Annotated in this window: 15 protein-coding genes and 1 pseudogene; 11 read left to right on the plus strand and 5 right to left on the minus strand. The window is 65.3% G+C overall.

From position 1 onward, the window contains the following. Positions 1-66: 66 nt before the first annotated feature. The gene (locus KZJ38_RS12845) at positions 67-309 is read right to left on the minus strand and encodes a hypothetical protein (RefSeq protein ID WP_219796260.1); all 243 of its coding nucleotides are present in this window, start codon (positions 307-309) and stop codon (positions 67-69) included. A 219-nt stretch (positions 310-528) separates the two neighbouring features. On the opposite strand from KZJ38_RS12845, the gene KZJ38_RS12850 reads away from it, so the two are divergent. The 5 genes from KZJ38_RS12850 (at position 529) to KZJ38_RS12870 (ending at position 8,335) form a co-directional block, all read left to right on the plus strand. Continuing rightward, complete coding sequence (locus KZJ38_RS12850) at positions 529-2,745, plus strand: VTT domain-containing protein (RefSeq protein WP_219800307.1); 2,217 nt, start codon at positions 529-531, stop codon at positions 2,743-2,745. Positions 2,746-2,888: 143 nt separating this feature from the next. Further along, entirely contained in the window at positions 2,889-3,623 is a 735-nt protein-coding gene (locus tag KZJ38_RS12855) for an endonuclease/exonuclease/phosphatase family protein (protein ID WP_246641764.1), read from the plus strand. A gap of 208 nt (positions 3,624-3,831) precedes the next feature. Continuing rightward, on the plus strand, positions 3,832-5,499 hold the full coding sequence (locus tag KZJ38_RS12860; RefSeq protein WP_219796262.1) for a DHA2 family efflux MFS transporter permease subunit: 1,668 nt from the start codon (positions 3,832-3,834) through the stop codon (positions 5,497-5,499). Between the two features lie 13 nt (positions 5,500-5,512). Then, positions 5,513-7,162 (plus strand): efflux transporter outer membrane subunit, encoded by a 1,650-nt coding sequence (locus KZJ38_RS12865; protein WP_246641765.1) that lies wholly within the window; start codon positions 5,513-5,515, stop codon positions 7,160-7,162. A 108-nt stretch (positions 7,163-7,270) separates the two neighbouring features. Next, positions 7,271-8,335 (plus strand): glycosyltransferase family 2 protein, encoded by a 1,065-nt coding sequence (locus tag KZJ38_RS12870; protein ID WP_219796264.1) that lies wholly within the window; start codon positions 7,271-7,273, stop codon positions 8,333-8,335. 77 nt (positions 8,336-8,412) lie between these two features. Here the strand turns inward: KZJ38_RS12870 and KZJ38_RS12875 are convergent, their stop codons facing one another. Then, complete coding sequence (locus KZJ38_RS12875; protein WP_246641460.1) at positions 8,413-9,660, minus strand: GAF domain-containing protein; 1,248 nt, start codon at positions 9,658-9,660, stop codon at positions 8,413-8,415. A 196-nt stretch (positions 9,661-9,856) separates the two neighbouring features. On the opposite strand from KZJ38_RS12875, the gene KZJ38_RS12880 reads away from it, so the two are divergent. Beyond that, positions 9,857-11,533: a GMC family oxidoreductase gene (locus KZJ38_RS12880; RefSeq protein WP_246641461.1), complete on the plus strand. Its 1,677-nt coding sequence runs from the start codon at positions 9,857-9,859 to the stop codon at positions 11,531-11,533. Between the two features lie 257 nt (positions 11,534-11,790). Here KZJ38_RS12880 and KZJ38_RS12885 read toward each other — a convergent pair whose 3' ends face one another. Beyond that, positions 11,791-12,363 (minus strand): hypothetical protein, encoded by a 573-nt coding sequence (locus KZJ38_RS12885; protein WP_219796266.1) that lies wholly within the window; start codon positions 12,361-12,363, stop codon positions 11,791-11,793. Positions 12,364-12,799: 436 nt separating this feature from the next. Continuing rightward, positions 12,800-13,111 (minus strand): annotated as a pseudogene (locus tag KZJ38_RS12890) (chemotaxis protein); the annotation flags it as partial. Positions 13,112-13,393: 282 nt separating this feature from the next. On the opposite strand from KZJ38_RS12890, the gene KZJ38_RS36890 reads away from it, so the two are divergent. The 5 genes from KZJ38_RS36890 to KZJ38_RS12915 all read left to right on the plus strand — a co-directional run bounded on the left by KZJ38_RS36890 (position 13,394) and on the right by KZJ38_RS12915 (position 17,987). Then, on the plus strand, positions 13,394-14,995 hold the full coding sequence (locus tag KZJ38_RS36890; protein WP_219796268.1) for a methyl-accepting chemotaxis protein: 1,602 nt from the start codon (positions 13,394-13,396) through the stop codon (positions 14,993-14,995). A 515-nt stretch (positions 14,996-15,510) separates the two neighbouring features. After that, entirely contained in the window at positions 15,511-15,942 is a 432-nt protein-coding gene (locus tag KZJ38_RS12900) for a CBS domain-containing protein (RefSeq protein WP_219796269.1), read from the plus strand. Positions 15,943-16,047: 105 nt separating this feature from the next. Then, the gene (locus tag KZJ38_RS12905; RefSeq protein ID WP_219796270.1) at positions 16,048-16,560 is read left to right on the plus strand and encodes a PRC-barrel domain-containing protein; all 513 of its coding nucleotides are present in this window, start codon (positions 16,048-16,050) and stop codon (positions 16,558-16,560) included. Positions 16,561-16,705: 145 nt separating this feature from the next. Beyond that, a complete protein-coding gene (locus KZJ38_RS12910; RefSeq protein WP_219796271.1) occupies positions 16,706-17,314 on the plus strand; it encodes a DUF4142 domain-containing protein in 609 nt (202 codons plus the stop codon). A 25-nt stretch (positions 17,315-17,339) separates the two neighbouring features. Then, positions 17,340-17,987 carry a UdgX family uracil-DNA binding protein gene (locus tag KZJ38_RS12915; protein WP_219796272.1) on the plus strand — a complete coding sequence of 216 codons (648 nt, stop codon included), beginning with the start codon at positions 17,340-17,342 and terminating at the stop codon, positions 17,985-17,987. A gap of 98 nt (positions 17,988-18,085) precedes the next feature. On the opposite strand, the gene KZJ38_RS12920 is transcribed toward KZJ38_RS12915, so the two are convergent. Next, positions 18,086-18,295, minus strand: a complete 210-nt coding sequence (locus tag KZJ38_RS12920) for a hypothetical protein (RefSeq protein WP_219796273.1) — start codon at positions 18,293-18,295, stop codon at positions 18,086-18,088. Between the last annotated feature and the right edge of the window lie 58 nt (positions 18,296-18,353).

Raw genomic sequence — 18,353 nt, forward strand, 5'->3', positions numbered from 1 at the left:
ACGGCACGGCGGGAGCCGGTCCGACCCTCAGTCGCGTTGCCGCCCCTCGCCCGCCCGGGCCCGTGCTCACCAGTCCGGATTGTTCACTTCCTGCCGGTAGTCGTACGCGCGGTTCACGAGCCGGTGCGGCCGGCCGCTCGCCTGCAGCACTTCGCGCCAGCCGGACAGCTCGGCCAGCGAATCCGTGTGCAGTACGGCGTACGCCTTGCCGTTGGCCCCGGCGCCCGGAAAGAACTCGATCGGGTCATCCCCGTTCGTCGACAGCATGCGGATGTCCGCCTGCAAGACCTGCATTTCGTATTGGGTCATCTGCGTTCTCCATTTCCGGGTGACGGGCAAAAAAGCAGGTCAATGAGCAAATCGATCAGCAGACAGGCGCGCAGACCAGCGCGGATTGACAGCATACGCCGTACCTGGCGCGGTGTCGCGCGCCGTGTCGCGTATAGGCCGCCAGGGCCGCGGCACGGCCTGTGCTTCGCGCTCAGACAGGACTTAGACGATGAAACACCGATCCATCTCACCATGACGATGCGCGAGGCTGAACCGATAGCGGACAATCTACCGGCGTACCGCGCCGGAGCCCACCACGACGCCCTTGCGCCCGCCCGACACGGCGCGTGGCTGCAGGAAGGCCGCAGTTGTGCGTGGCTGCGGCGTGCGCAGCGCCTGCGCGTGCTGATCGACGCGGCCGACTATTTCGATGCGTTGCGCGTGGCGATGACGCGCGCCCGCGACACGATTTTCATTGTCGGTTGGGACATCGACAGCCGTCTGCAGTTGACGCCCGAGGGCGCACGCGACGGCCTGCCCGCCGGCCTCGCCGATTTCTTATGCGCGCTTGTGGAAAAAAATCGGCATCTGCGCGTCTACGTGCTCGCGTGGGATTTCGCGATGCTTTACGCATTCGAGCGCGAATGGCTGCCCGTCTACAAACTCGGCTGGCGCACGCATCGGCGTGTGCGCTTTCAGCTCGATGGGCGGCACCCGCTTGGCGCTTCGCATCATCAGAAGCTTGTCGTGATCGACGACCGCGTCGCGTTTGCGGGCGGCATCGATCTGACCGGTTCGCGCTGGGATACGCCCGAGCACCACCCGCAGGCGCCGCTGCGCCGCAATGCGAACGCGGTGCCCTATCAGCCGATGCATGACGTGCAGGCGATGTTCGACGGCCCGGCGGCCGCGGCGCTCGGCGAGCTCGTGCGCGAACGGTGGCGGCGGGCGGCGGCGCGGCGGATCGAGTTGCCGCCGGTCACGGCACATGCAGCCGGCAAAGCTAACGCCGCCCATCCCGACCCGTGGCCCGAACACGTGCACGCCGACATCGAAGAGGTCGAACTCGGCATCGCATTGACCGAACCCGAGTACAACGGCCGGCCCGCCGTGCAGCAGATCCAGCAGATGTACGTCGATGCGATCGCGCGCGCACGCGAGAGCATCTATATCGAGAACCAGTATTTCACGGCGAGCCGCATCGGCGCCTCGCTGGCGGCGAGCCTCGCGGATCCCGACGGACCCGATATCGCGGTCGTCGGCCCCGAACGGCAAACCGGCTGGCTGCAGCACGCGACGATGGGCGTGATGCGCGCGCGGCTGCACAGGCTGATGAAGCAGGCCGACCACCATAGCCGCTACGCGATGTACGCGCCGACCGCGGGCGGATTCATGCACGACCAGTTCATCAACGTGCACAGCAAGCTGATGACGGTCGACGACGAGTTGCTGCTGATCGGCAGCGCGAATCTGAACAACCGGTCGATGGTGCTCGACACGGAATGCAATATTGCGCTCGATGCGCATGGCGACCCGCGCATCCAGGCGATGATCGCGTCGGTGCGCAATCGCCTGCTGGGCGAACACCTCGACGCGACGCCCGAAGCGGTTGCCGAGGCACTCGCAACACAGCGCCTCAATGCCGCGATCGCATCGTTGCGCCACGGCGAGCGCACGCTCGCGCCGCAAGACCCGGTCGCGCCCGCGGAACCCGATGAGCTGACGACGCGCATGTCGGTGTTCGACCCCGAAGCGCCGCTCGCGCCGCAGGAACTCGTACGTCAGTTTCTGCCCGAAGCGGAAAGCCGTCCGCTGCGCGGCCGGCTGCTCGTGCTCGGCAGCTTCGCGCTCGCGGTTGCGCTGCTTGCCGTGCTGTGGCGCTTTACGCCGCTTGGCAACCTGCTGAGCTTTGCCGCGCTCGTGCATGCCGCGCACGAACTGCACGGCTCGCGGCTCGGGCCGCTCGCGATCGTCGCCGTCTATGCGGTGGCGGCGAGCATCTCGGTGCCGGTCACGCTGCTGATCGCTGTCAGCGGCTTCGTATTCGGCGCGCTGGCCGGCAGCCTGTACGCCCTAAGCGGGACCTTGATCTCAGCCGTGATCACCTACTACGCGGGCGCTTCGCTCGGGCACGACGCGGTGCGGCGCCTCGCCGGCTCGCGCATCAATCGCATCAGCGAAAAGCTCGGCAAAAAAGGCTTCGTTGCCGTCGTGATCGCGCGGATCGTGCCGATTGCGCCGTTCACTTTGCTCAATCTCGTTGCCGGTGCATCGCATATCGGTTTTCGCGATTATCTCGCGGGCACCGCGATCGGCATGGCGCCCGGCATCGTGCTCGCGACGACATTCGCGCAACAGCTCGTCGCGGCGGTCCACCATCCATCGCTCGGCGGCATTTTGCTGGTCGGCGCGATCGGCGCGGTGCTGGTTGGAATCTCGATTGCGCTGCATCGATTTTTCGCTCGCCGGTCATAAACGCACCCATGAACAACAATCCGAACGCGCCATTGAATACGCCCTTGATTGCACCTTCGAATGAAACCTTGAATGCGCCTTCCGATGCGCCGCTGCACGCCGATCTTCACGTGGATTTGCACGCCCCGTTGAACCCGTCCGCGCTGCGCGATGCGCCCGCGAGCGCGTCATCGGAATCGGGCGAAGCCGATTCGCGCGTGCTGCGCATTGCGACCTACAACATTCACGGCGCGATCGGCTGCGACGGCGTGTATATGCCGCGCCGCGTCGCTGACGTGATTGCCGAACTCAACGCCGATATCGTCGCGCTGCAGGAAGTGCCGCTCGGCGGCCGCGATGCGCCAAACGTGCTGCCGATGCTGCGCGAAGCAACGGACATGCTCGCGATCGCGGGCCCGACGCTCGATACGCCCGAGCGGCGCTATGGCAACGCGGTGCTCACGCGTTTGCCGGTACGCGGAACGCGCACCTTGAACCTGTCGTTCGGCAAACGCGAGGCGCGCGGTGCGCTCGACGTCGATATCGCGAGCACGGCCGGCATGCTGCGCATTGTCGCGACGCATCTCGGCCTTTCCGCACGTGAACGGCGCGCGCAGATCGCCTCGCTGATCGCGGCGTTCGATACGCCGGCGCTGCCCGTGATCCTGCTCGGCGACATCAACGAATGGTTCGTCTGGGGCTATCCGCTGCGCGCCCTCGTGACGCACTTCAAGGCGGCGCCCGCGCCGCGCACGTTCCCAGCGTGGTGGCCCGTGTTTTCGCTCGATCGGATCTGGATGCACCCGGTCGAACGGCTGGTCGACGTGCATGCGCATCGCAGTGCGCTCGCGCGCGTCGCGTCGGACCATTTGCCGCTGGTGGCGCGCATACGCGTGTGAGGGCGATGCGCGTAGGCGTCCGTGTGGGCGCATGCGGCACGCGCGCCGGAACCCTGGCCGCGTGGGCGGCCGGGCGTGCGACTTGCTAACCGGCTGAGTCCACTCGCTGCGCGGTGCCAACGGCAGCGCAAGCGTCTCCGCGTTTGCGCGCGCGCACGCAAACGCATATGCAAGGAAATTTCGATGCTTCAACTCACGTATCCGCCCGATGAGCTCGACCCACGCTGATGCGCCCGCCGAGGGCAATCACGGCAAAAGCGGCAACGGCCGCAACGACGGTGGCGGCAACGGCGGCGGCAAAAACGGCAACCCGTCGCGCGACGACACATGGCGCCCAGCCGCCAACCCGTGGCTGATCGCGATCGTCGTCACGCTTGCGGCATTCATGGAGGTGCTCGACACGACCATCGTCAACGTCGCGCTGCCGCATATTGCCGGCACGATGTCGGCGAGCTACGACGAAGCGACCTGGACGCTGACTTCGTACCTCGTCGCGAACGGCATCGTGCTGCCGATCTCCGCGTTCTTCGGCCGTGTGCTCGGCCGCAAGCGCTACTTCGTGATCTGCATCATCGCCTTTACGATCTGCTCGTTCCTGTGCGGAATCGCGACTAATCTTGGACAACTGATCGTGTTCCGCCTGCTGCAAGGCTTTTTCGGCGGCGGACTGCAACCGAACCAGCAGTCGATCATTCTCGATACGTTTCCGGCCTCGCAACGCGGCCGCGCCTTTTCGATCTCGGCCGTGGCGATCGTCGTCGCGCCGGTGCTCGGGCCGACGCTCGGCGGCTGGATTACCGATAACTTCACGTGGCGCTGGGTGTTTCTGCTCAATGTGCCGGTCGGTATCCTGACCTCGATCGCGGTGATGCAGTTCGTCGAAGACCCGCCGTGGGAGCGCAAGCGCACGGGCAAGGTGTCGATCGACTATATCGGCATCGGGCTTATTTCGATCGGCCTCGGCTGCCTGCAGGTGATGCTCGATCGCGGCGAGGACGACGACTGGTTCGGCTCAAACTTTATCCGCATCTTCACGGTGCTCGCCGTGGTCGGCATCGGCGGCGCGATCACGTGGCTGCTATACACGAAGAAGCCCGTGGTCGACCTGCGCTGCATGAAAGATCGCAACTTCGCGCTCGGCTGCGCGGCGATCGCGGCCTTCGCGGTGATCCTGTACGGCAGCGCCGTGCTCGTGCCGCAGCTCGCGCAACAGCAGCTCGGCTATACGGCGACGCTCGCGGGCCTCGTGCTGTCGCCGGGCGCGATCCTGATCACGATGGAGATTCCAATCATCAGCCGGCTGATGCCGTACGTGCAAACACGCTCGCTGCTTTCAATCGGTTTCATGCTGATGGCGCTCGCGCTCGTCTACGCGCATACGCTCACGCCCGACGTCGACTACGACACGCTCGTGAAGATGCGCAGCGCGCAGTCGCTCGCGATCGGCTTCCTGTTCGTGCCGATCACGACGCTCGCGTATCTGACCGTGCCGCAGCGGCTGCACAACGATGCGTCGGCGATCTTCACGATGTGCCGCAACGTCGCGGGCTCGATTGGCATCTCGCTTTCGACCGCGCTGATCCGCGAACGCAGCCAGGCGCGCATGGCGCATCTCGCCGAGCATATGACGCCGCTGTCGCAGAACTACAGCGACGCGCTCGCGCGCAACACCCAGTCCGTGATGGATTACGTGGGACAGCCGCATGCGCAGGCCGCGCAAACCGCAACCGGGCACCTCTATCAGACCTTCGTGAGTCAGGCGACGATTCTTGCGTATGTGGATGTATTCGCGATGCTGGCGATCTTTTGCATCCTGTGCATTCCACTCACGTTTTTCTTTTCGCCGGCGAAAGCGTCGGGCGGCGGAGCGCACTGACATGACGATCGACATGGAAAAGAGGCAGCGCGCCTGCTCCCGTTTATTTGCGTTGCTGCTGTGCACGGCAGTAAGCGCCTGTGCGGTCGGCCCCGACTTCAAGGCGCCCAATGGACTCGGCCAGGACGAGCCCGCGCATTGGCGCGATCCGCAACGCGCGAACGACGCGGCAGCGAACGGCGACGCGCCGAAACCGGGCGCCGGTGCCGCGAAAGTGCCGGACGCAAGCACCGTTTCGTCGCACCCGACCGAAGACTCGGATCCGGACCCGCGCTGGTGGCGCACCTTCAACGATCCGACGCTCGACCGCCTGATCGCGCGCGCGGCGCAAAGCAATCTGGATCTGCGCGAGGCGGTGCTGCGCATCGAGGAAGCGCGCGCGCAGGTGCAAGGCGCGGCCGCGCAAGGTCTGCCCAACGTGCGCGCGACCGGCAGCTACACGCGCGAGCAGCTCGGCATCAAGGGCATTCTCGACGACGAAAACGTCGACCTCGATCAACTGGGCGCGCCCGGTTCTCCGGTCAATCAGATTGCGCCCGGCCAGGGCGCCGCGGTTCAGAACGGCGCGCGCAATCTCGTGAACCAGCTCGAACAGCCGATCAATCTGTGGCAGGCGGGCTTCGATGCATCGTGGGAACTCGATCTGTTCGGCCGCGTGCGGCGTTCGGTCGAAGCCGCCAATGCGCAGACGCAAGCGGCTGTCGAAAGCCGCAACGATGCACTGCTGTCGCTCGAAGGCGAAGTCGCGCAGAACTATATGCAGCTGCGCGGCGCGCAGGCGCAGTTCAATATCGCGAAGCGCCTGGTCGACGAGCAGAACGGCGTGCTGACGCTCACGCAAAGCCAGGCGAAAGTGGGCCTTGCGAGCCAGCAGGACGTGCAAAGCGCAGCGGCCCAGCTCGAATCGACACGCGCGCAGCTGCCGCAATTCGAGCAGCAGATCGTGCAGGCGTTGAATGGCCTGTCGTATCTGCTCGCCGAGCCGCCGGGCGCGCTCGACGACGAACTATCGACGCCCGGCGCGGTACCGCCCGTGCCGCCCGTCGTCGCGACGGGCTTGCCGTCGACGCTGGCGCGCCGGCGTCCCGATATCCGCCGCGCCGAAGCGGATTTGCATGCGGCAACCGCGAACGTCGGTGTCGCGGTCGCGCAGTTCTACCCGGACATTTCGCTGACGGGGCAAATCGGCTTGCGCGGCACGCACGCGAGCGACCTCGCGCGCTGGTCACATCTGTTCTACTCGTTCGGACCATCGGTTTCGCTGCCGATTTTCGAGGGCGGCGCACTCGTGTCGAATCTGAAGGTGTCGAAAGCGCAGCAGGCGGAGGCCGCGCTCGAATACCGCAAGACCGTGCTGCTCGCGTTGCGCGACGTCGATAACGCGCTTGCCGTGTATCGCACTGACCAGGCGCGGCGCACCTCGCTCGAGCGCAGCGCGGCCGCGCAGCAGGACGCGTTCGATCTTGCTCGCGAAAGCTACCGGAAGGGGCTGACGAACTTTATCGATGTGCTCGATGCGGAACGGCAGCTTTCTCAGGTGCGGCAACAGTATGCGCAAAGCACGACGCAGGTCAGCACCGATCTCGTCGCGCTGTATAAGGCGCTGGGCGGCGGGTGGGAAGCGACGCCCGACCCGAAGCAAATTGCATCTCCAACGTCGTAAAGAGAACACACCGGAGGGCTTTACAGGTATATCGTTTGCAATTGAGTGGTTAGCGAAGCGCGACTCGCCGTCGCGCACCAAAGTCGTCCTCTCATCGGCAGATCGATCATGCAGAGCCGCCCGCCCGCCTTGCCGCGCATTTCCGTGGTCGTCCTGACGCATGATCGCGCCGGCCAACTCGTGGGCACGCTCGCCCGCCTCGCGTCCTTGCCCGAGCAGCCGCCCGTGATCGTCGCGGACAACGCTTCGCACGACGATACGGTCAAGCTCGTCGATATGCTGTTTCCTCAGGTGCGCGTGGTCCAGTGCGGCGCCGATCTCGGCGCGGCGGGCCGCAATCGCGCGGTTGCGTGCGTGCGCACCGACTATGTCGCGTTCTGCGACGACGACAGCTGGTGGGAACCCGGCTCGCTTGCACTGGCCGTGAAGCTGCTCGACGGCGCGCCGCAGGTCGCGGTGCTCAATGCGCGTGTCGTGACCGGTGAACACGGCGCGCTCGATCCGCGCTGCCGTCTGATGGCGGGAAGCCCGCTCGCGGCGGCCGGCTGTGCCGGGCCGGGCCTGGGACCCACCGTCGCGACGTATATCGCGGGCGCCTGCGTGTTTCGCACGTCGGTGTTCCGGGCGGTGGGCGGGTACGAGCGGCGCTTCGGCCTCGGCGGCGAGGAAGCGCTTGTCGCGCTCGATGTGCTCGATGCGGGCCACGCGATCGCCTATTGCAATGACCTGATCGTGCGCCGCGGTGCTTTTGCGTCGGCTGCCGAAGCGGCCGCAGATAACCCCGCGGATCACCCTCTACGCCGGCGCAGCGATAAGCGACTGGGGTCCGGCAATGCATGCCCTGGCGAAGACGCGTTGCAGCGACGCGTGCTGGCGCGCAACGCAGTATGGGTCGCCTGGATGCGGCTGCCGTGGCGCGATGTCGGCCGGTCGATGTGCGGCGCGCTCGCGACCTTTGCGCACGAGCACACGTTGTGGCGCGACGGCAAGGCGATGATCGGCGGGCTGCCGTGGGCGCTCGTCAATCGTCATAGGGTCAACGCGCAGGTGCTGGCGATGCGCGCCGAGATGCGGGCCACCGAGCGGCGTCTCGCGCACGGCGCGCAGCCGGAGCGAGATGCGCAGCACGCGAAACACCACACGGTAGCCGAGCCGCGTTCGCACGATCATTGACCGTTGCGACGAGGGCGACGGCGGGCGCGCGTTCGTCACAACACGTTTGTCACAACGCCTCTGTCACGCGGCGTTGATTACCCCTTCTGCTTCCGGCTCAACGCATCGAGTGCCCAGCGCAATTGCCGGTCGGTGGCGCGCAACCGCAATTCGTCGGACGCAAGCGCCGCCAGCGCGGCCAGCGTCTCGCGCGCTTCTTCATCGAGCTCGCGCGGCTCGTAGTCCATCACGCATAGGGAGCCGAGCGCAAATCCGTCCTGATCGACAACCGGCGCGCCCGCGTAGAAACGGAAGCATGGGCCGCCGGCCACCGCCGGATTGTCCGAGAAGCGCGGATCGTCGGCCAGGTTCGATGCAACGAGCACGTCGCGCTGCAGGATCGTGTGGTTGCACAGCGCCCAGCTGCGCGGCGTTTCAGTAAAGCCTTCGAGGCCGTAGCGCGACTTGAACCACTGGCGTTGTGCGGTCAGCACCGTCAACAGCGCGATCGGCGCCTTGAGCGCGCGGCTTGCGAGCCACGTCAGGCGGTCGAATGCGTCTTCGGGCGGCGTGTCGACGAAGCCCGCGCGTTCGAGCGCGACGAGGCGCTGCGCTTCGTTCGGCGCGACCGGATACGACGCGTCGGGATCGGGTTGAAGCGCGGCGGCATCGCGGTCGCGTAGCAGATTGCGCACGGCCGCCGGCAGCGCCCGCTCGTGTTCGATGCGTGTGATTTTCGCGGCGGCGAGTGCGTCTGTCTTTGCGTCAGCGTTCGCGTGTTCATCATGCCGCGCATCGCCCTCACCGCCTAAGGTGACGATGTGCGATGCGCCGAGCGCAGGCTGCGCGGCAAGCTGCGCGACCAGCGCGGCGCGCTCGTCACAGTCGCTGCGCATGGGGTTGCGTATGGGGTCGCGGCGCTCGCCCGCTCGCTTGCGAGCGGCGGCGCGCTTGCCCTCTTCTCCCGGCTCGCCTTGTCCGCCTGGCACCGCGTCGCGCAGATCGACGACCACCACCGCCGGCAACCGCAAGCCGATCGCGAACGCGGCTTCCTGCGCGTCGCTGTACGCATCGACCGTGCACCCTTCCACCGCGGATAACCATTCGACGCAGCGCGCGATCTGCGCCGGCGGCGCGACAAGCACGACGCGCGCGGAGTTGAACTCATCCGGCGTTTCGTCGTGCTGCGCAACGAAGGCGAGCACGTCCGCGCGATAGACGCGCCGGTGTCCGCCCGGCGTCTTCCATGAGCGCAGCGTGCCGCCCTCGATCAGCAGTTGAGCGGTACGAACCGATACGCCCATCAGCCGCGCCGCTTCTGTCGTGGTGAGTACGTCGTTTTCCATAGACCCGAATTGTGCAGGCATCGAAATGATTTCGCCGGCTCAGACCCGGCTGGCTTTCACTATGACAAGTCCCTCAACAAATATCAATTCTATTTGGTAAATTTGATAGATTTGATAGTCTCGCGGTGTTACTCCAACGCAAGTCGCTGCAAATCTCGAATTCAGGACCTCCTCTGACGTTCCGACCGGTGACCCAATGAACCATCCTTATCCCGATACAGCGAATCGCAGCCTTCCCGAATCGGCCTCTACCGATCGCATGACCCGCGGCGATCGTCTGAACGAAGACGTTTCCGGCGACTACGACTTTATCGTCTGCGGCGCCGGACCGGCCGGCTCGGTCGTGGCCGCGCGCCTCGCCGCCAGTCCGCACGTGCGCGTGCTGCTGATCGAAGCGGGCGGCAGCGACGACGTGCCCGAAGTGATGACGCCCGCGCAATGGCCGCTGAACCTCGGCTCCGAACGCGACTGGGCCTTTACCGCGCAGCCGAACCCGCATCTGAACGGCCGCTCGATTCCGCTCAACATGGGCAAGGTGCTGGGCGGCGGCTCGAGCATCAATGTCGGCGTCTGGGCGCGCGGCCACAAGAACGACTGGGAGCGTTTCGCGGCCGAGGCCGGCGATCCGGCCTGGGGCTACGAGTCGGTGCTGGGCCTCTATCGTCGCATCGAAAACTGGCAAGGCACGCCGGATCCGCTGCGGCGCGGCGCCGGCGGCCCGGTGCATGTCGAGCCGTCGTCGAATCCGGCTCCGACCGCCCATGCGCTGCTCGACGCGGCGCAGGCGCTCGGCCTGCCGACCTTCGACAGCCCGAACGGCACGATGATGGAAGGCCGCGGCGGCGCGGCGGTCAACGATCTGATCGTGCGTGACGGCCGGCGCCAGTCGATCTTCCGGTCGTATATCGGCGACCCGCGCAGCGTCAATTCGAACCTGACGATCATGACCGGCACGCTGGTCAGCAAGGTGCTGCTGCGCGGCACCACGGCAGTCGGCGTGGAGGCGATCGTCAACGGCGAGCGGCGGCAATTTTATGCGCAGCGCGAAGTGATCCTGTCGCTCGGCGCGATCCATACGCCGAAGGTCTTGATGCAGTCGGGCATCGGCCCGGCGGACGAACTCGAGCGCCACGGTATCCGCGTGATTCAGCCGCTTGCCGGTGTCGGACAGAACCATCAGGATCACGTATCGTTCGGCTGCGTGTTCGAATACCGCGAGCCGCAGCGGATCGGCAACAGCGGTTCGGAATCGACGCTTTACTGGTCGAGCGACGCCAGCCTCGAAGTGCCCGATATGTTTCACTGCCAGGTCGAATTTCCGGTCGCAAGCCCGGAGACCGCCGTGCTCGGCATGCCCGAACACGGCTGGACCATGTTCGCCGGACTGGCGCATCCGAAAAGCCGCGGGCAGGTGCGGCTATCGGGCGCGGAGGTGAACGACCCGGTGCTTATCTACGCGAACACCCTGTCGCATCCCGACGATCTCGTCACGGGCCTCGCGAATATCGAGCTATGCCGCGAACTGGCAAACAGCAAGGCGTTTGAGCACATCGTGTCGCGCGAGCGGTTGCCCGGCAAGATGGACGCGACCGCGCTGCGCGACTACGCGCGCAATGCGGCGGTCACGTATTGGCATCAGTGCGGCACGGCGAAGATGGGACGCGATGACATGTCGGTCGTCGATGCGCGGCTCAAGGTATATGGCATCGATAATCTGCGCGTGGCCGACGCGTCGGTCATGCCGGAGATCACAAGCGGCAATACGATGGCGCCGTGTGTCGTGATCGGCGAGCGCGCGGCCGATCTGATTGCGGCCGATCATGCGCTGGCAGCGGCGCCGGACGCGACGGTCGCCCGCCGAGCGCGCCGCTGATATGCGCGCCCGTTACCTGCGGCGCGGCTCGCTTGTGCGATGGTTCATGCGATCGCTCGTCCGATGCGCGGCTCGATGCGTTGCACGATGCGTCACTGCCCGCGCCGCGGCTTGCTCCATGGTTTGCTCCACGGTTCGCTCCGCGATTTGCGCTGCCGTTTGCTCCATCGCCGGCGCCGGCCTGCATGCGTCGAAGCGCGCCGTGATACGCGCGCTTCTGCTTTCCGCGCCCGCTTTTGCTCCCCGCTTTTCTCCCCTCAAGCCCGGCTCTCCTTCAACTCCACCGGCGCGCGGGTCGGATCGAAATCCGCCCATTTGCCGTGCTGCCAGCGCCCTGTCGCGCGCTCGATCTCCGCGCCACCCGCCTCGCGCAGCGTTTGCGCGGCGGCGGTCTGCGTATCCGGCGTTACGTGTACGGCGAGCAGCACACCCGAGTCGCGCGTCTCGTGATGCACGCGCTCCTCATGCGGACGCTTGCCGCCGCCTCGCGTGCGGGACATCGCGCCGATAAGCGAGCCGACATACGCACCGACGCCGGCTGCAATCAACGATATGAGCAGCGGGGAAGAAAACGCCGCAAAAATGCCGACGCCGACGACCGCGCCGATCACGGCGCCGATCGTCACGCCCATGCCAGCGCCTTTCGGTGCGTCGGTCGAGGCGGCGTCCTTGTTCACGTCGCCGCCTATCGGGTAGCGCGCATGCTGACCGCGCGGATTGACGAAGAAAAGCGAGACGTCCTCTTCGACGAAGCCTTGGCCGAAGAGTCGTTCGGCGGCCGATTCAGCGGCCGGAAAGGTGGTGAAACGTGCGGCAACAATCAGCGACATGGTGCCCTCCTTATCAACGCCAAGGGGTTGAAAATGCCGGCTGCGGCGCAGTGAGGTCCGGCTGGGTCCGGCGGGATTCGATGCGCCGCGCGGTCTGCATAATCCGCATGATCCCGCGTGGTCCGTGTGAGCGCTGCGCAGCAAATCGCGCTCCCGCGGACTGTGGCGCATCGATGCGCGCGGTCCGGCGGTCGAGCGCGCACCGCTGATACCTTAGGTATAGCACCCGGCCGCCGCTCCCGCCGGACGCTCAAAAGCGCCGGCAGCGGTCGCGGCTGACCGGCGTGCTGACGGACAGTCGCATTCATCGTTTATCCGCGGTCCGTTCGTTGCCCGGCTCGTCGCCGGGTTCATCGTCGTCCGTCTCTTCTTCATCCTCGTCGGCCGCCTTGTCCGCGAGCCTTCCGCCCGCGAGCAGCTCGTCCGCGGTCGCTTCATCACGGTCGCGTGAATACGGGTCGTCGACGCGATCGATGTCGATATCCCGGTTCTCGTCGAGGGTCGAATCGCCGTCGGCCGCGGCGCGCTCGCCCGTGCCGGCGCGATCGGTATCGCTTGCCAGTTCGCGGTCGCCGGTTTCGAGCGCGTGGTTGTCGAGTTCGCTATCGCGGTCGAAGTCGTGGCGCTTTGCACCGGCCACGTCGCTGCCGCTGTCGGACGAGTCGCTCGGACCGAGCGTCCCGGTGGTGTTCCCGGTCTCCTTGACGATTTGCGGTTCCCCTTCATCGGGATCGAGAGTGCTGGTCATCAATGGCTCCTTATAACGGTTACTTCGCACAGGATGGCCGCAATAACCGTTCCGCGGACGGCCGGGCGCAGCAACTGGTGCGGCCCTCCCGGTTCTCCAACGATGCCGCGCGCATATCGGGGATCGCATCCCAACATATGAACGACCGCTGAACGCCATTCGACTGCATACCTAAAGTTCGGCTTCGTGTAAGCCGTTTACCCCGAATAAGAACAGCCATGTCCCGTGCACGTCGCTTTGCACCGCTGTGCACATCGAAGTAAACGCTAGAGACCAGAACACATGAAAATATCGATCAGGATGCGCCTTGCCGTCGCGATGTTTGTGCTCGGCTGTCTGTTATCGCTCGTCGGCATACTGGGACTGACCGGCATGTCGAGCAGCAACGACGCGAACCGCGAGACGTACAGCAACAAGCTGCCGCGTGTGGTCTATATCGGCGACTCGGAAATTATCCTGACGCGTCAGCGCGCGGCGCTGTTGCGCGCGGCGCAGGATCCGACCACGCCCGATCTGGAAAGCATCATTACGAAGTCGCAGGGTTTCGAGAAGCAGTCGCATGCGCTGTGGGACAAATATCTCGCGCTGCCGCGCAGTGCCGACGAAGACCGGCTCACGCAGGAGGTGATCCGCACACGCGTTGCCATGGATAAAGGCCTCGACGACTTCGTCGCGGCCCTGCGCAGCCGCGACAAGGATGCGATCACAAAAGCGGGCCTGGTCAACAACGACCTGTACGCCGCCTTCAATACCTCCGGCGAGAAGCTGCGCCACTATCAGTTCGCCACCGCCAAGGACGACTACGAAGCGCAGCAACGCGGCTTTACGCTGTTTCGCTGCGTGATCATCGGCGCGATCGTGCTCGGCGTGCTGGCCGCGCTCTACAGCTGGCATAGCCTGCGCAGCGCGATCTCGCGGCCGCTCGAAGCGGCGCTGTCGCATTTCGAGTACATCGCGGCCGGCGACCTCACGCATCGTGTCGAGGTCATGTCGCGCGACGAAATGGGCCAGCTGATGGCGGGCCTTGCGAAGATGCGCGACAGTCTCGCGCATACGGTGCGCACCGTCCGCAAAGGCAGCGATGCGATCGCCACCGCGACGCGCGAAGTCGCCGCGGGCAATCTGGACCTGTCCGCGCGCACCGAGGAACAGGCCGCGTCGCTGCAGCAGACCGCGGCGAGCATGGAAGAGCTGTCCGGCACCGTGAAGCAGAACGCCGACAACGTGCGCGAGGCGGCGAACATGTCGACGGCCGCATCCGGCACCGCCGATAAGGGCAGCGACGTCGTGCAACGCGTCGTGCAGACGATGACGGGCATCGACGAAAGCTCGAGCCGCATCAACGACATCATCAGCATCATCGAAGGCATTGCGTTCCAGACGAATATTCTCGCGCTCAACGCAGCCGTCGAAGCGGCGCGCGCCGGCGAACAGGGGCGCGGCTTCGCGGTAGTCGCGGCCGAGGTACGCAGCCTCGCGCAGCGCTCGTCGAGCGCGGCCAAGGAGATCAAGCAGCTGATCGAGCAATCGGTCGAGCGCGTAAAGGTCGGCACGACGCTGGTCGGCGAGGCCGGCGCGACGATGACGGAAATCATCGGCTCGGTGAAGCGCGTGACGGACATCATGGGCGAGATCGCGGCCGCGACGCACGAGCAGACCAACGGCATCGACCAGGTGTCGCATGCGGTCACGCAGATGGATGAAGTCACGCAGCAGAATGCCGCGCTCGTCGAGCAGGCCAGCGCCGCGGCGGCATCGCTCGAAGATCAGGCGCGCGCGCTGCGCGATGCGGTTTCGGTGTTCAAGCTTGCCGACGATACGGGTGTGCATGCGACGTCGGTGCGCGCGACGCACGCGCGCATGCCGGCGATGGCCGCGGCCTAGCCGCTGATTTGCGGCTTATTTGCGGCCTATCTGCCGCCTCGCTGCCCGCTTCTCTGCAGCTGATTGCCGCTTGTTTGCCACTTGTTTGCAGTTCGCCGCATCGACCTGACGACTTTACGCCCGCGGATTCGTCCATACCGCGGGCGCTTTTTTTGCACTCCCTCCTTTCTATGATGCGCGCTTATGTGCATGCATCGCCGCGTCCGCGACGGCCAGCAGATCGTCGTCAAACGGTGCACGAAAAAGCGCAGCCACGTCGCATTCCAGCCAGCTTGCGACCTTGGGCATACCGCTTGCGCGAATGTGCGGCATAGCCGTTGCTCGATAACGAGTATGGGCTGACGGATAAACGAACAGCGTGCATGCTTTGCCGCTTTGTTGCGGGACTGAGCCGTGGCGGCTTGACTGCAGCATACGGGCTTGCGCTGTTCGCCGCTGAATTTCGCCCCTGATTTCACTTCGAAGCGATGCGCCGACTAAGAGTTTCTGCGAAGGCTTTGAGGGAGGAACTTGCAATGAGCCGAGCCGTACGCGAACTGATGTCGCGCGACGTTGTGACGATCGCCCCTTCGGACACGATCGGCCACGCGGCGCAATTGATGCATCGACACGGCGTCGCCGCGCTGCCGATCTGCGACGGCGCCCGCCTGACCGGTCTGCTGACCGATCGCGATCTCGCCGTACGTGCGCTGTGGGTCGGCAAACCGCCCTACACGCTTGTGCGCGAAGTGGCATGCGATGGCGCCGAGTGCTGCTTCGACGACGACGATGTCGCCGAAATCGCGCGGCAGATGCGCATCGCGCAACTGAAGCTGATGCCGGTGATCGACCATCAGCATCGGCTGGTCGGCATGCTGTCGCGCGGCGATATCGCTGCACGCGGCAAGCCGGCCGCGATCGGCAACGGCCGCTCGAACGACACGCGGCGAGGCGCGCGACACGACTGACAAACATGCGGTCACACGTCCGGCGGAATCCGGCGGAATACTGAAGGCAACACAGGGCAACACGCAGCAACACGCGAAGCAATCCGAACAGAAGGGAGGCAGATCATGACCATGCTCAACGCACCAGAAAGCAACCCTGGCGCGCGCGTCGTCGGCGAAGGGTCCGCGACGAATGCAGACCCGCGCCCCGATGTGATGGCGGCCGCGAAACTCGACGGCAACAAGGTGCTGACCGCTGACGGCGAAACAGCCGGCAAGGTCAAGGACATCATGCTCGACATCGGAGCGGGACGCGTCGCCTATATCGTGATGTCGAGCGGCGGCTTTCTTGGCATCGGCGACAGGCTGTTTGCGATTCCGTGGAATGCGCTCACGCTCGACACCGACCGCGCATGTTTCGTGCTGAGCGTCGATGCGTCGCGTGTCAAGGATGCGCCGGACTTCGATCAGGAGCATTGGCCCGCGATGGCCGATGCGGGCTGGGCGGCGTCCGTTCACGAATACTACGGCAGCGAGCCGTACTGGGGCGGCCGCGGCGCGTTGCACGATCCGCTCGCGGACCCGGTCGGTGAAATGGGCGACGCGCTCGAGGGCGGGCGCGGCGAGTTACGGCGCTGAGTTACTTCGCTGGGATTCGATGCGCGCTCGACACCTGCGTGAGGCTCGATAGAACGATCGCAGATTAGACGTGCAGATCGAGCACGCAATGCGGCGCATGCCGATACAAAACACACCAACACCGAAAGCACAATTGGGAGGTCTTATGAAGTTTCGACCAGCAGGATTCGAGGCCGCGCTCGTCGCAGCGGCCTTTACGATCGCACCGCTCGCCTTGGGCGTGAGTTCCGCATATGGGCAAAACGCGCCGCAAAACACGACGAAAAGCGCCACCGAAAACCCGGCCATGTCGTCGACGAACGGCGCTCAGGCCATGTCGGACACCGACCGTCAGTTCGTCAAAACCGCGGCCGTTGCGGGCACAACGGAAATCGACGCGGCGAAACTCGCGATGCGTCAGTCGAACGACAAGAACGTGAAGGCATTCGCGACACACATGATCGCCGATCATACGAAGCTCGCGATGCAACTGAAGGCGGCGGTGCCGCATGGCGTCGATGTGCCCAAGGATGCGGATACATCGGCGCTCGACAGCATCCGCTCGCTCAAGGGCGCGGATTTCGATTCGGCGTATATCAGCAAGTTCGGCGTGCAAGGTCACAAGGATGCGATCGCTGCGTTCCAGGACGAGGCGCAGAACGGCCAGGACGCGAGCCTGAAAAAGGCTGCGCAAAAAGCGTTGCCGACCATCGAGCACCATTACGAGATGGCGCAGGAACTCGCGAAGAAGAAAAACGTGATGGCGAGCGAGTGACCTTCGTTAGCCAGGGCTTTCGACCATGAGCGCGCGCAACGAGGATGACCAGAACGGCACGCCCGAGGTCGACCCGCAGCAACAGCCGGCGCGCCTCGATGCGTGCCGTCGCTGCGCGTTGTGGCACGACGCGACGCAGGCGGTGCCCGGCGCCGGGCCGCGCCATGCGCCGATCATGATGGTCGGGGAGCAACCGGGCGACAGCGAGGACCGCGCCGGCAAACCGTTCGTCGGGCCAGCCGGGCAACTGCTCGACAATGCGCTCGATGAAGCCGGCGTCACACGCACGGACGTCTTCGTGACGAACGCGGTCAAGCACTTCAAGTGGGAACCGCGCGGCAAGCGGCGCATGCACAAGACACCCGCGCAACGCGAGATCGCCGCCTGTCACTACTGGCTGGAAAAGGAATTGTCGACGGTCGAGCCGGTCGTTGTGGTGGCGCTCGGCGCGACCGCGTTGAAAGCGCTGCTCGAAACGCGCGATGCGCCGCTGCGCGAGGTGATCGGCAAGGTGCTCGAGCACGGCGCGCGCCAGGTCGTGCCGACCTGGCACCCGTCGTTCGCACTGCGCGCCCCCGATCGCGCAACGCGCGAGCGCGTCTATGCGGATATCGTGAAAGCGCTTCGGGAAGCCGGCCAGATCGCGCACGATGCCGCGAAGCGTCGGCGCTAACCCGCTATACGCGCCCCGCGTCCTCTCTCGTTCGTTCGACCATTACTGCAAAATCGCGCCTGACCGTGTACGGTAGCGGATTGTTACGATTTGAAGACTCAGTCGCCCGCAAATTCGGTGCACGCAGTCGCCATCGGAGAAACACAGACGGTCGCGTAGTTTGCGGTCCAGTCCAGCTTCTTCGTCACCGCGACCGCGTTTTGCAGCTCAGGGCTGCTTTCGTACGCGATAAACGACGAACAGACGACGGCCGACAGCACGACCAACGAAAATGCAATCTTTTCAAATACCTGATACTGGAGCGGCATGACGATTCTCAATTTTTAGCAAGCATCGTCATTCTATCTCAAATAAGGGTTTTTACCT

This window comes from Paraburkholderia edwinii (assembly GCF_019428685.1).
Lineage (GTDB): Bacteria > Pseudomonadota > Gammaproteobacteria > Burkholderiales > Burkholderiaceae > Paraburkholderia > Paraburkholderia edwinii.

Bases quoted from the DNA above. Each gene is read 5' to 3' on its own strand.
- KZJ38_RS12845 (WP_219796260.1), bottom strand. From the start codon at position 309: ATGACCCAATACGAAATGCAGGTCTTGCAGGCGGACATCCGCATGCTG.
- KZJ38_RS12850 (WP_219800307.1), top strand. From the start codon at position 529: ATGCGCGAGGCTGAACCGATAGCGGACAATCTACCGGCGTACCGCGCC.
- KZJ38_RS12860 (WP_219796262.1), top strand. From the start codon at position 3,832: ATGAGCTCGACCCACGCTGATGCGCCCGCCGAGGGCAATCACGGCAAA.
- KZJ38_RS12865 (WP_246641765.1), top strand. From the start codon at position 5,513: ATGGAAAAGAGGCAGCGCGCCTGCTCCCGTTTATTTGCGTTGCTGCTG.
- KZJ38_RS12870 (WP_219796264.1), top strand. From the start codon at position 7,271: ATGCAGAGCCGCCCGCCCGCCTTGCCGCGCATTTCCGTGGTCGTCCTG.
- KZJ38_RS12875 (WP_246641460.1), bottom strand. From the start codon at position 9,660: ATGGAAAACGACGTACTCACCACGACAGAAGCGGCGCGGCTGATGGGC.
- KZJ38_RS12880 (WP_246641461.1), top strand. From the start codon at position 9,857: ATGAACCATCCTTATCCCGATACAGCGAATCGCAGCCTTCCCGAATCG.
- KZJ38_RS12885 (WP_219796266.1), bottom strand. From the start codon at position 12,363: ATGTCGCTGATTGTTGCCGCACGTTTCACCACCTTTCCGGCCGCTGAA.
- KZJ38_RS36890 (WP_219796268.1), top strand. From the start codon at position 13,394: ATGAAAATATCGATCAGGATGCGCCTTGCCGTCGCGATGTTTGTGCTC.
- KZJ38_RS12900 (WP_219796269.1), top strand. From the start codon at position 15,511: ATGAGCCGAGCCGTACGCGAACTGATGTCGCGCGACGTTGTGACGATC.
- KZJ38_RS12905 (WP_219796270.1), top strand. From the start codon at position 16,048: ATGACCATGCTCAACGCACCAGAAAGCAACCCTGGCGCGCGCGTCGTC.
- KZJ38_RS12910 (WP_219796271.1), top strand. From the start codon at position 16,706: ATGAAGTTTCGACCAGCAGGATTCGAGGCCGCGCTCGTCGCAGCGGCC.
- KZJ38_RS12915 (WP_219796272.1), top strand. From the start codon at position 17,340: ATGAGCGCGCGCAACGAGGATGACCAGAACGGCACGCCCGAGGTCGAC.
- KZJ38_RS12920 (WP_219796273.1), bottom strand. From the start codon at position 18,295: ATGCCGCTCCAGTATCAGGTATTTGAAAAGATTGCATTTTCGTTGGTC.